The organism is Nocardia lijiangensis NBRC 108240 (assembly GCF_001613045.1).
GTDB lineage: Bacteria > Actinomycetota > Actinomycetes > Mycobacteriales > Mycobacteriaceae > Nocardia > Nocardia lijiangensis.
The window spans coordinates 1-12235 of record NZ_BDBP01000146.1; the positions used below are offsets into that span (position 1 = coordinate 1).

General features: G+C 71.6%; 11 protein-coding genes. 5 read left to right on the forward strand and 6 right to left on the reverse strand.

The genetic code is table 11. The annotated features are described in order from the left end of the window. Both NL1_RS34080 and hemE read right to left on the reverse strand, forming a co-directional pair. Positions 1-568, reverse strand: a 568-nt coding sequence (locus NL1_RS34080; protein WP_156095179.1) for an NAD(P)-binding protein, incomplete at its 3' end; no start/stop codon positions are given. A gap of 243 nt (positions 569-811) precedes the next feature. Beyond that, positions 812-1867, reverse strand: coding sequence for a uroporphyrinogen decarboxylase (hemE, locus tag NL1_RS34085; protein ID WP_067848581.1), 1056 nt, complete (start codon positions 1865-1867; stop codon positions 812-814). Positions 1868-2092: 225 nt separating this feature from the next. On the opposite strand from hemE, the gene NL1_RS34090 reads away from it, so the two are divergent. Both NL1_RS34090 and NL1_RS34095 read left to right on the forward strand, forming a co-directional pair. Then, complete coding sequence (locus NL1_RS34090; RefSeq protein ID WP_067848595.1) at positions 2093-2644, forward strand: DUF3000 domain-containing protein; 552 nt, start codon at positions 2093-2095, stop codon at positions 2642-2644. Between the two features lie 22 nt (positions 2645-2666). Further along, a complete protein-coding gene (locus tag NL1_RS34095) occupies positions 2667-3935 on the forward strand; it encodes a ribonuclease D (protein ID WP_067848584.1) in 1269 nt (422 codons plus the stop codon). 101 nt (positions 3936-4036) lie between these two features. Here the strand turns inward: NL1_RS34095 and dxs are convergent, their stop codons facing one another. After that, positions 4037-5935: a 1-deoxy-D-xylulose-5-phosphate synthase gene (gene dxs, locus NL1_RS34100; RefSeq protein WP_067848587.1), complete on the reverse strand. Its 1899-nt coding sequence runs from the start codon at positions 5933-5935 to the stop codon at positions 4037-4039. A 244-nt stretch (positions 5936-6179) separates the two neighbouring features. On the opposite strand from dxs, the gene glsA reads away from it, so the two are divergent. From glsA to NL1_RS34115, 3 genes are all read left to right on the forward strand, one after another. Then, positions 6180-8042 (forward strand): glutaminase A, encoded by a 1863-nt coding sequence (gene glsA / locus NL1_RS34105; RefSeq protein WP_084511352.1) that lies wholly within the window; start codon positions 6180-6182, stop codon positions 8040-8042. A 58-nt stretch (positions 8043-8100) separates the two neighbouring features. Next, entirely contained in the window at positions 8101-8799 is a 699-nt protein-coding gene (locus NL1_RS34110) for an SIMPL domain-containing protein (RefSeq protein ID WP_084511353.1), read from the forward strand. A gap of 88 nt (positions 8800-8887) precedes the next feature. Beyond that, positions 8888-9691, forward strand: a complete 804-nt coding sequence (locus tag NL1_RS34115; protein WP_067848592.1) for an enoyl-CoA hydratase — start codon at positions 8888-8890, stop codon at positions 9689-9691. Between the two features lie 120 nt (positions 9692-9811). Here NL1_RS34115 and rox read toward each other — a convergent pair whose 3' ends face one another. The 3 genes from rox to NL1_RS34125 form a co-directional block, all read right to left on the reverse strand. Continuing rightward, the gene (gene rox / locus NL1_RS34120; protein ID WP_067848601.1) at positions 9812-11236 is read right to left on the reverse strand and encodes a rifampin monooxygenase; all 1425 of its coding nucleotides are present in this window, start codon (positions 11234-11236) and stop codon (positions 9812-9814) included. 198 nt (positions 11237-11434) lie between these two features. Continuing rightward, complete coding sequence (locus NL1_RS39970) at positions 11435-11653, reverse strand: DUF1330 domain-containing protein (RefSeq protein ID WP_084511356.1); 219 nt, start codon at positions 11651-11653, stop codon at positions 11435-11437. Beyond that, a partial coding sequence (locus NL1_RS34125; protein WP_162272794.1) for a class I SAM-dependent RNA methyltransferase occupies positions 11574-12235 on the reverse strand: 662 nt, incomplete at its 5' end. The genes NL1_RS39970 and NL1_RS34125, both read right to left, overlap by 80 nt.

Genomic DNA, 12235 nt, shown 5'->3' on the forward strand with positions numbered 1-12235 from the left:
CGTCGAGGGCAGCGGCCAGGCCGGGCAGGGCCGCCCGCACGCCGATGGAGCGGGAGCTGCCCGCGTACACCCCGCCCAGGAGCGGGTCCACGCTGCGCTCGGCGACCTGCGTGCCGAAGCGATCGGCGACCAGGCTGAAGACGTCCAGGTCGGCGTCCGGGTACCAGGTGAGGGCGCGGTCGGGCTCGGCGGCAATGCGCGCGAGTGTGTCGGCGTCGACCAGGCCGCGCATCGATTCGGCGTCGGAGGGTATGCCCATGAGCGTGCGCGGCGGCAGCGGGTGCGCCGCGCCGCCTGACCAGACCAGCGGACGTCGCCCGGCAGGCGTCACCAACTGGTCCGTCAAGCCGAGCTCGCCGAGCAGGGCGGGCACCTCGGGCCTGCGCCCGACGAACGCCTCCGCCCCCAGATCCAACGGCTCCCCGCCCACGTCACCGGTGTAGAGAATGCCGCCGAGCCGCTCGGCGCGATCCAGCACCACGATGTCGGCGTCCGCACCCAGCCGCGTGCGCAACCGGTACGCCGCAACGAGACCACTGATTCCACCGCCGACAATCGCGATCCTCATGTCTGCGACGGTATCCCGTTCACCGCTCGTTTCCGCTACCACCCCGCTGTCCGCTTCGTCACGCCCCGGGTGCCCGCCACCGCGTCGTACGTGATGCGGCGGCGATTCTCGAGTCTCGGGCGACGGCTCTCGACGCTCCCCAGACCCCCGGCTCGGAGAGCAGCGACGCCACGGCCTGCTCGAAGTCTCGATGACCGTTCGAGCACGGCTGGAGCCATCGCAACGCAGCCGGACGGAGCGGGTCTAAAGCTCGTGGACGAGCTCGACCAAGGCCGTGAGCACGCCCGGGTCGGTGTCGGGGAGGACACCGTGCCCGAGGTTGAAGATGTGGCCTGTCGCGCCCATCGTGACGGCCGCGTCGGCCTCGGCGGCGATGCGGCGGGCCTCGGCCTCGACGGCCTCGGATCCGGCGAAGAGGATGGCCGGATCCAGGTTGCCCTGCAAGGCTTTTCCTGCGCCGACGCGGCGGACCGCCTCGGTCAGCGGGACGCGCCAGTCGACGCCGACCACGTCGGCGCCCGCCTCGCCCATCGCGCCGAGCAGCTCGCCGGTGCCGACGCCGAAGTGGATGCGCGGCACGCCCGCGTCGGCGACCTCGGCGAACACCCGCTCGGAATGCGGCAGCACGAAGGTGCGGTAGTCGGCGAGCGAGAGCGCGCCCGCCCAGGAGTCGAACAGCTGCACGGCGTCCACGCCCGCGGCCAGCTGCGCCTGCAGGAACACGATGGTGATGTCGGTGAGCGCGCCGAGAAGTTCGTGCCAGGTCTTGGGGTCGGCGTGCATCATCGCCTTGGTGCGCTCGTGATGCTTGCTCGGCCCGCCCTCGACCAGATACGAGGCGAGGGTGAACGGGGCGCCCGCGAAACCGATCAGCGGCGTCTGGCCGAGCGCGTCGGTGAGCAGCCGCACGCCCTCGGTGACCGCGCCGACCTCCTCGGGCCGCAGCCGGGGCAGCGCACGCACGTCGTCGTGGGTGCGCACGGGCGAGGCCACGACGGGGCCGACACCGGGCACGATGTCGAGGTCGATCCCGGCCGCCTTGAGCGGAACGACGATGTCGGAGAACAAGATCGCCGCGTCCACGCCGTGCCTGCGGATCGGCTGCATGGTGATCTCGCACACCAGCTCCGGGTCGAAGCAGGACTCCAGCATGCCGATGCCCGCGCGCAGTTCGCGGTACTCGGGCAGCGAACGTCCGGCCTGGCGCATGAACCACACCGGGCGCCTGCTCGGCGCGGCGCCGGTGGCGGCGGCCAGGAACGGGGCGTCGGTCAGGCGGCGGCGTGTGTAGGTGCTCATCACCGCTATCGTATGCGCGCCCGGCGGGGGCTCCGGAGCCGGAGGGCGGCAGCGGGAGCCGGACGAACCGGGCCGTCGTACGGCCCGTAGCGGCGCGCCTCCGACCGCGCCGGGTGCACAAGGTCTACCGTCGTTTTTGTGACACCGCTCGACTTCCGCGACGGCGCCGCACCGACCGAAGGCCCCCAAGGCGAACCTGCTCCATTTCGCGCCGCGGTCGAGGCGATGGGCACCGCAACTGTGCATCCTCGGATCGAGCTCGCGCCCATCCGGCCGCCGCAACGCTTGGCGCCCTACTCCTACGCCGTCGGCGCCGAAGTCAAACATCCCGAAACCCCTGTCGTTCCTGTCGATTCCGAGGGTGACGCGTTCGGCAGGCTGATCCTGTTGCACGACCCGGACGGCGACGACGCCTGGCATGGTGTGTTCCGTCTGGTCGCCTACATCCAGGCCGACATCGACGCCGCGCTGGCCACCGACCCGCTGCTGCCCGAGGTGGCGTGGAGCTGGCTGGTGGACGCGCTCGAGTCGCGAACCGAGCCGTTCACCGCGCTCGGCGGCACCGTCACCTCGACCAGCTCGGTGCGCTACGGCGACATCGCGGGCCCGCCCCGCGCCCACCAGCTGGAACTGCGCGCGTCGTGGACCGCGCTCACCACGGAGATGCGTCCGCACGTGGAGGCGTTCTGCGAGGTGCTGGCCTATTCGGCGGGTCTGCCGCCCGCCGGGATCACCCATCTGCGTCCGCAGTCGTATACCAGCAACGACCACAACTGACCACAACGTAAAGTTCAGGTCTATGCCGGTAGGAGACCAGCCCGAAGACGGGCGCGCGGGAGACAGCACAGCGGAACCTCTGCTCGCCCCCGCCGACGGAGTGCCGCCGGTCCTCGCCACCGCGGAGGAAGTCGTCGCGGCGGCCGCGGCGCTGGCGGGCGGCCGCGGTCCGCTGGCCGTCGACGCCGAGCGCGCCTCGGGATTCCGCTACTCCGCGCGCGCCTATCTGATCCAGCTGCGCCGCGCGGGTGCGGGCACCTTCCTGATCGATCCGATCCCGGTGACGGACGGGCTCGCGCCGCTGGCCGAGGCGATCAACGGCCTGGAGTGGGTGCTGCATTCGGCCGACCAGGATCTGCCGGGTCTCGCGGAACTGGGGCTGCGTCCCGCGCAGCTGTTCGACACCGAGCTCGGCGGACGCCTGGCGGGATACGAGCGGGTCGGGCTGGCCGCGATGGTCGAGCGGCTGCTCGGCCGGGCGCTGCGCAAGGGCCACGGCGCGGCCGACTGGTCGACTCGCCCGCTGCCCGCCGACTGGCTCAACTACGCCGCCCTGGACGTGGAGCTGCTGCTCGAGCTGCGCGCCACGGTCGCCGCCGACCTGGAGGCGCAGGGCAAGACCGATTGGGCGGCACAGGAATTCGAGCACATCAGGACCACCGAGCCGCCCGCGCCCAAGGCCGACCGGTGGCGGCGCACCTCCGGCATCCACACGCTGCGCCGCGCGCGGCAGCTGGCCATCGTGCGCGAACTCTGGACGACGCGCGACGCACTGGCCCGCGCCCGTGACGTGGCGCCCGCGCGCATCTTGCCGGACACGGCCATCGTCGCCGCGGCGAACGCCGACCCGCGCACCATCGCCCAGCTGCGCGCCCTCCCGGTGTTCGGCGGGCCGCGCCAGCGCCGGTATTCGCGGGAGTGGCTCGGCGCCGTCGACCACGCCCGCACGCTCCAGGACAACGAACTCCCGCCCCTCACCCAGCCGTTCGACGGCCCGCCCCCGCCGAACCGCTGGGAGCGCCGCGACCCGATCGCCGCGGCCCGTCTCGCCCGCGCCCGCGCCGCCATGGGCGAGCTCTCGCTGGAGCACGCCATCCCGGTCGAGAACCTGCTCTCCCCCGATCTGGTCCGCAGACTGTGCTGGGACGGACTGACGGAGTACGACCGCACCGACACCGCCGAACTCGCGGCCGCGGTTGACGGCTTCCTCAAGTCGGGCGGCGCCCGCCCCTGGCAGCGCGAGCTGGCCGTGCCCCGGCTCACCGTCGCGCTGACGCCCACACCCGCCTGACCGACGCGATCAGACGCCGCCTGCCCATCGGCCGCGAACGACACGCGCCCCGGCGCTCGGGATGATCCGAGCCGCCGGGGCGCGTCGTCGTGTGCGCTCGCTCAGCCTGCGTCGAGCCAGCCGCTGATCCGCCGGGCGATGTCCGCGGGGGTGAGGCCGAGTTCCTCGTGGACCTGGTTGCGGGAGGCGTGGTCGAGGAACTGCTGCGGCACGCCGAGGTCGCGGGTGGGGACGTCGAGGCCCGCGGAGCGCAGGCGGGCCGAGACGGTGGAGCCGATGCCGCCGTGCAGGCCGCCGTCCTCGAGGGTGACCACCATGCGGTAGTTCTCGGCGAGCTTCACCACGGTGTCGGAGACCGGCAGCACCCAGCGCGGGTCGATGACCGTGACCGAAACGCCTTCCGGCGCCAGCAGATCCGCGACGCCCAGCGCCGTCTCGGCGAACGAGCCGACGGCGACGAGCAGCACGTCGCCGCGCTGCGCCTGCACCGAACCGCCCTCGGCGTCCGGCAACCGCAGCACGTCCACGCCGTCGAGTCGTTCGACGGCCGGGATGTCCTCGATCACACTGCCCTTCGGGAACCGCAGCGCGGTGGGGCCGTCGTTCACGGCCAGCGCCTCGCCCAGTTCCTCGCGCAGGGTGGCGGCATCGCGCGGAGCGGCGACTCGGATGCCGGGGATGATGCCGAGCACCGAGAAGTCCCACATGCCGTTGTGGCTGGCGCCGTCGGAGCCGGTGATGCCCGCGCGGTCCAGCACCACGGTGACGGGCTGCTTCAGCAGCGCCACGTCCATCAGCAGCTGGTCGAAGGCGCGGTTGAGGAAGGTCGAGTAGATCGCGACCACGGGGTGCATCCCGCCGAGCGCGAGACCGGCCGCCGAGGCCATGGCGTGCTGCTCGGCGATGCCGACGTCGAACATGCGGTCCGGGAACCGCTCACCGAACGCGGCCAGACCGGTCGGGCCGGGCATCGCGGCGGTGATGGCGACGATGTCGTCGCGCTGTTCGGCGTGCGCGATCAGTTCCGCGGAGAACACCGAGGTCCAGCCGACCGCCTTCGGACCACCGACGGGGCGTCCGGTCAGCGGGTCGATGGGGTCGCAGGCGTGCATCTGGTCGGCGACATGGTTCTCGGCGGGCGCGTAGCCGCGGCCCTTCTGGGTGACCGCGTGCACCACCACCGGACCGCCGAAGTCCTTGGCGCGGCGCAGCGCCGCCTCCATGGCGGCGACGTCGTGGCCGTCCACCGGGCCGACGTACTTGAGCCCGAGGTCGCTGAACAGCTCCTGCGGGTTCACCGCGTCCTTGATGCCCGCCTTCACCGCGTGCACCATCGAGTAGGCCGATTCGCCGACCCGCGGGATGCTCTTCAGAATCCGTTTGCCCGCGTCCAGCGCGACCTCGTAGACGGGCTGGGTGCGCAGCGCGGTGAGCCGGTCCGCCAGTCCGCCGATGGTCGGCGCGTAGGAGCGGCCGTTGTCGTTGACGACGATCACCACCGACCGGTCCGGTGCGGCGGCGATGTTGTTCAGCGCCTCCCAGCACATGCCGCCGGTGAGCGCGCCGTCGCCGACGATCGCGACGACGTGCCTGCCCTGCCCAGTGAGCTGGAACGCCTTGGCCAGCCCGTCCGCGTAGGACAGCGCCGCGGAGGCGTGCGAGGACTCCACCCAGTCGTGCGCGCTCTCCGCGCGGCTCGGGTAGCCCGACAGCCCACCCTGCTTGCGCAGGCTGTCGAACTGGTCCTTGCGGCCGGTGAGGATCTTGTGCACGTAGGCCTGGTGGCCGGTGTCGAAGATCAACGGGTCGGCAGGCGAATCGAAGACCCGATGCAGCGCGATGGTCAGTTCCACCACGCCGAGGTTCGGTCCGAGGTGGCCGCCGGTGGCGGCGACCTTCTGCACCAGGAACTCACGGATCTCCTCCGCCAGCTCCCGCAACTCGGCCACGTTCAGCCGGCGCAAGTCTTCGGGCGTGTCGACCCGGGAAAGCACTCCCACCTGAACTCGCTCCCTCCGGATAGCGCTTCTGATCCGATCAGTCTACGGAGCGGTGACCGTGCCGCTTTCCGACAAGTGCCTGTCACCAACCGACTTCGTCGCGAAATGTGAGACTGGACACGCGCGCGGCCGGACGAAAAGCATCCGGCCGTCGGGTCATACGGTACCCGCCGCGCGAACGCGGCCGGAGAGAGTCCGGCCAAAGGACGCGCACGGCCGCGGCGAACGCTCATACAGTGGTGGTGTGGCCGAGCCCGAGCACGAGGTTCCCCGATCAGCCGCTCCCGGCGTGGTGGCGCGCATCGTCGCCGACGTATACGCCGGGTGCCTGGCCGACCGATCCGGCGAGCTGGCCGACTACATTCCCGAACTGGCTGCGGTGCAACCCGATTCGTTCGGCCTGTGCCTTGCCACCGCGGACGGGCGGGTATACGGCACCGGTGACGTGCACGAGATCTTCACGATCCAGTCGATCTCCAAGCCGTTCAGCTACGCGCTGGCGCTGGCCGATCGCGGGCCCGCCGCGGTGGCGGAGCGCATCGACGTGGAACCCTCCGGCGAGCCGTTCAACGAGATCAGTCTCGATCCGGTGACCGAACGTCCGCGCAACCCGATGATCAATGCGGGCGCCATCACCGCCGCGTCGTTGATCACCGGCCGCGACGCTGCCGACAAGTTCGAACGGGTGCGCCGCTGCTACTCCCGCTTCGCCGGGCGCGAGCTGCGCATGAACGAGGCCGTCTACGCCTCGGAGGCGCGCACCGGCTATCGCAACCGCGCCATCGGCTACATGCTGCGCTCGTTCGGCATCATCGACTCCGATCCGGACGAGGCGGTGGACCGCTATTTCCGGCAGTGCTCGATCGACGTCACCTGCCACGACCTCGCCGTGATGGCCGCGACACTGGCCAACAACGGCGTCAACCCGCTGACCAGGGAGCGGGCCCTGTCGAGCACGCTGACCGAGCAGGTGCTCAGCGTGATGACGACCTGCGGGATGTACAACGCGGCGGGCGACTGGGTGAGCACCGTCGGCCTGCCCGCCAAGAGCGGCGTGGGCGGCGGCATCCTGGCGGTGCTGCCCGGGCAGATCGGGATCGCGGTCTACTCCCCGCGCCTGGATCGGCACGGCAACAGCGTGCGTGGGGTCGCGGCATGCCGTGAGCTCTCGCGACGGCTGGAATTGCACTTCCTGCACGTCACCCGGTCGGCGCGCACGGCGATCCGCGCCGACTACACGGTGGCGCAGGCGCCGTCCCGGATGCGGCGCAGCACCGAGGAGATCGCGGTCCTCGACGAGCACGGACACCGGGCACGGGTCTACGAACTGCACGGCGACCTGTTGTTCGCGGGCGTGGAAAGCGCGGTGCGGGCGATCGAGGCCAGGGCCGGGGAGCTGGACGCGCTGGTGATCGACCTGCGCAGAGTCGGTGAGGTCAGCGCGATCGCGGTCACCATGCTCGACGACCTGCACCGCGAGCTCGCCGCGACCGAATGCCTGGTCGCGCTGGTGGACCCGGACGCCAAGCTGGGGCGCCCGGCGTCGAGCCTGGACCCGGCCGACCCGCGCGGGCGGATCTTCGTCGACCGCGACACCGCCACCGAGTGGTGCGAGGACATCGTGCTGGCCCGGCACCGGCCCGCCGACGAACCCGCGTGCACATCGATCTCGATCGAGGAGCATCCCGTGCTCGCCGCGCTCACCCCGGAGGACCGAGCCCTTCTGGCGAAGGAGTTCGAGGGACACACCATCGCGCGCGGCGAGGTGATCGCCCGCCACGGCAGCAGCCGTTCCGGGCTGTATCTGATCTTGGAGGGGCGGGTGCGGCTCACCTTCTACGACGCCGAAGGACGTGCCCACCGGTTGTCCACGCTGTCGGCGGGAATGTCGTTCGGGGAGATGCCGATGCTGGTCGGCGCGCCGTTCGTGAACGAGGTGCGCGCCGAGACCGGGGTCAGGGTCGCGGTGCTCGACCCGGTCCGCTTCGACGTGCTCGCCGAACGCGCGCCGCAACTGAAGATGGCGCTGCTGAAACGGCTCGCGGCGAGCGCGTACGCGCAGGTGGACGCCGCCGTGCGCACCATCGTGATACGCGGCGGGGACTAGGAGCTGTGGCGTCCCGGCAGCCGGCGAGGATCGACAACCGAGCGAGGAGTGCAACGACGTGAGCAAGAAGAAGTCCGACACCGGCACGGTCACCACCTTCGGCCAGGGCAGCGTGCGCGCCACCCCGGATCTGATGCGGGTCACCCTGTCCATCGAGACCAGGGCGAGCAAGGTCGCGCTGGCCTACGGGCAGGCGGGCGAACGCGTCTCGGCGGTGACCGCCGCACTGCGGGGCAACGGCGTCGCCGACGCCGACATCGCGACCAGCGGGCTCTCGGTGCGCACCGAGACGGTGTGGACCGAAGGGCAGGGCAATCGCATCACCGGGTACCTCGCGACCGCCGACCTGACCGTCGCGCTGCGCGATATCGACGCGAACCCGGACGCCTCGGGCGCCGACGCCTCCCCCGGCCCCGCCGCGATCATCGCCGACGCGGTCGAGGCGGGCGGCGACGACGTCCGTCTGGGCGGGCTCACCCTCACCTTCGCCGACCAGGCAGGCCTGCTCGCGCGGGCCCGCGACGCGGCGTGGGACAACGCGCTGGCCAAGGCCGAGCAGTACGCCGCACGGGCGGGCCGCGCACTCGGCCCGGTGCTGGAGATCACCGAGAACGCCGCGTCCGCACCGCCTTTCGCGCCGCGAATGCGCGCAATGTCCGCGCCGGTGGGCGAGGTGGCGTTCGCCGCCGCGGTCCCGGTCGAACTCGGCGAATCGGAGATCTCGGCGAGCGTGCGTGCCACCTGGGCAATGGACTGACAGAGCGCGGATTCGCCGCGATCGACGCGCGGGCAACCCTATAGTGAAGGCGCGCGGCGGGCCCCGGCGCCGCGGGTCAGGAGTCGCCATGTCCTTCGTGCTGATCGATCGGCCGCGGCCGCAGATCGCTCTGGTGACGCTGAACCGGCCGGACCGGATGAACGCCATGGCCTTCGACGTGATGATCCCGCTGCGCGAGGCGCTCGAGCAGGTGAGCGCCGACAACGACGTCCGCGTGGTGGTGCTGACCGGCGCCGGGCACGGATTCTGTTCCGGCGCCGACCTTCAGGGGGCCGGACGGGTGCCGAACATCACGGGGCTCACCACCACCACGGTCGCGCGGCGTTCGATGGATCTGCTCAACGACGTGATGCTCACGCTGCGCCGGATGCACCAACCGGTGATCGCCGCGGTCAACGGCGCCGCCATCGGCGGCGGGTTCTGCCTGAGCGTGGGCGCCGACATCCGCATCGCGGGCGAGGACGCCTACTTCCGCGCGGCGGGCATCAACAACGGGCTCACCTCGACCGAACTCGGCATGAGCTTCCTGCTGCCGCGCGCCATCGGCTCCGCGCGCGCCTTCGAGATCATGCTCTCCGGACGCGATGTCGACGCCGTCGAGGCCGAGCGGATCGGCCTGGTCTCCCGCACGGTGCCCACCGCGAAGCTCCTCGACACCTGCTACGACCTGGCCGAACGCATCATCGGCTTCAGCAGGGTCGGCACCGAGCTCACCAAACGCATGCTGTGGAGCGGGCTGGAGGCGAGCAGCTTCGAATCGCACATGCAGCAGGAGGGCCTCGCCCAGCTCTATGTCCGCCTCACCACCGACAATTTCGACGAAGCCATCCGCGCCCGCCGCGATCGCCGCCCACCCCACTACGAACACTGATCGCGACGGCTCGGAGGAATCAGTGCGCCCAGAACTGGAGCCGGTTGCCGAGGCGAATGTGGGAACCGGGCCGGTGCGGTATCGCACCGGCCACGTCGCTTCCGGCCCGCACCCGCGAACTCAGCTGGCGGCGCCGAACCATCGAGGCAGCTGCTCGAGTAGATCCTGCTGATCGTCGCCGACCCACGCCGCGTGGCCGTCCGGCCGCAGCAGCACGGCGGGCACGTCCAGTTCCTCGCTGACGTCGATGACGTGGTCGACCCGATCCGCCCAGCCCGCCACCGACAGCCTGCCGGTCTGGTCGAGCAGTAGCCCGCGGCCGCCGTGCATCAGCTCGTAGAGGCGGCCCCGCTTCAATCCGACATCCCGCAACCGCCGTCCGAGCAAATCGTGCCCCTCGCCGAAGTCATAGCGGATCCCGATCGCAGTGATCTTCTCGATCAGATACCGGGTCACCTCCTCGAAGTCCATCAGTTCCGACACCAGCTTGCGCACCGCCTGCGGACCCGGCTCGGGGGTCAGCAGGACGCTCTGTGCGCGGGTGTTGTTCAGCACGTCGGCGGCAACCGGGTGTCGTTCGGTGTGGTAGCTGTCCAGCAGCGCCTCCGGCGCCCAGCCGTCGATCTCGGCGGCCAGCTTCCAGCCGAGGTTGAACGCATCCTGGATGCCGAGGTTGAGGCCCTGCCCGCCCATCGGTGGGTGGATGTGCGCCGCGTCGCCTGCCAGCAGCACCCGGCCGACTCGGTAGCGCTCGGCCTGCCGGGTCGCGTCGCCGAACCGGGTGAGTGCGCGCGGCGAGTGCATGCCGAAGTCGGTGCCCGCGAACACCCGCACCCGCTGCGCGAACTCCTCGAAGGTCGTCGGGCGCCCACGGTCCTCGGCGACTTCCTCGGTGCGGACGACGAAGCGATACACCCCGTCCTCGTGCGGCGCCGGGCCGAACCGCAGGTGCGTGGTGGGGAGCTCGGCCGCCGCGGCGGCCAGCTGCTCCGGCGGCGCGGCCACTTCCACCTCGCCCAGCAGCCACTCGACGCCCGCGGGCTCGCCGGGGAAGCCGACGCCGAGCACCTTGCGCACCGTGCTGCGGCCGCCGTCGCAGCCGACGAGGTACCGCGAGCGCAGCCGCGTGCCGTCGGCCAGCTCGGCGGTCACCCCGTCGTCGTCCTGGTTCAGCCCGACCAGTTCGCGGCCGCGCCGGATCTCTGCGCCCAGCTCGGCGGCGCGCTCGGCCAGCAGGCGATCGGTGATGGTCTGCGGGATGCCGAGGACGTAGGGATGCGTGGTGTCCAGCCGCTCGGGCGAAGGCTTGGAGATGCCCGCGAAGAAACCGCCGACCGGATACTGCGTGCCGTGCGCGAGGAACCGGTCCAGCAGACCGCGCTGGTCCATCACCTCGATGCTGCGCACGTGCAGACCCAGCCCACGCGCCAGCCTGGACGGCTGCGCCTCCTTCTCCAGCACGACCACCCGCACGCCGTGCAGCCGCAACTCACCGGCAAGCATCGAGCCCGTCGGGCCGCCACCGGCAATGATCACGTCGAACATGAACCCGCCCATCCGTCGAGGTGTGAATATCGGCCAGCTGCCCCGCGCGGTCCGGCGCACCCGCGAGCACACGTACTTCGCGAATCCCCGATTTCCGCAGGTCCTGGCTTCGGCCGGATATTCTGCGGCACGACCCGGGTCTTGCCGCAAGCCCCCGAGTGCGTTATACGTTGAAAGGGGCGGGAAGCCGATGCGGCGTCAGCTCGGGCGGTGGCCGAGCCCTTTCACCAGCACGGTCACGGTGTCGGCGCCCGCGTTGCGGTCCTTCGAGATCTCCTGGTACTCCGACGATTGCGACCACGCGGTGACCGCGGCCTCGTCGGGGCCGCGCCGGGCTTCACCGCTCCAGCAGCGCCAGGCACTCCACGTGGTGGGTCGCGGGGAACGCGTCGAAGGCGCGCAGGTCGGTGAGGCGATAGCCGTGCGATTGGTAGAGGCCGAGGTCGCGGGCGAATGCGGCCGGGTCGCAACCGATGTGGACGATGCGGGCGGGATTCACCGTCGCGACCGCGGCGACGACGTCCTTGCCCGCACCCGCGCGCGGCGGATCGAGGACCACGGCCCGGGGCGCAGCGCCACCCGCATGCTCGGCCACCCAGCGCTCGACGCGTCCGGCACGCAGCTCCACCCACGGCAGATCGTGCAGCGCGGCCTGTCCGTCCGCCACGGCGGAACGCGCGGACTCCACCGCGAGCACCGATCCCCGCGCGCCGACACGATCCGCCAGGCGCGCGGCGAAAACCCCTGCGCCGCTGTACAGATCCCAGGCCAGGTCGCCATCGCCGAGGCCGGACCATTCCGACACCACGTCCGAATAACACTGCGCCGCAAGGCGATGCGCTTGCCAGAACCCGGTCGCCGCGATCTCCCAGCGCCGCCCTGCCACGTACTCCACGGCGCGCCCGCTGCCGTCGATCACCCACTCGTCGCGCGCGGCGTGCGTCGCCGCCCGTCGCGCCACCGCCGCGCGGCGCGCTTCGTCCGGATCCTCGGCACCGC

Excerpts from the sequence above, each read along its gene's own strand:
- hemE (WP_067848581.1), bottom strand. The coding sequence starts at position 1,867 with ATGAGCACCTACACACGCCGCCGCCTGACCGACGCCCCGTTCCTGGCC.
- NL1_RS34090 (WP_067848595.1), top strand. The coding sequence starts at position 2,093 with ATGGGCACCGCAACTGTGCATCCTCGGATCGAGCTCGCGCCCATCCGG.
- NL1_RS34095 (WP_067848584.1), top strand. The coding sequence starts at position 2,667 with ATGCCGGTAGGAGACCAGCCCGAAGACGGGCGCGCGGGAGACAGCACA.
- NL1_RS34115 (WP_067848592.1), top strand. The coding sequence starts at position 8,888 with ATGTCCTTCGTGCTGATCGATCGGCCGCGGCCGCAGATCGCTCTGGTG.
- rox (WP_067848601.1), bottom strand. The coding sequence starts at position 11,236 with ATGTTCGACGTGATCATTGCCGGTGGCGGCCCGACGGGCTCGATGCTT.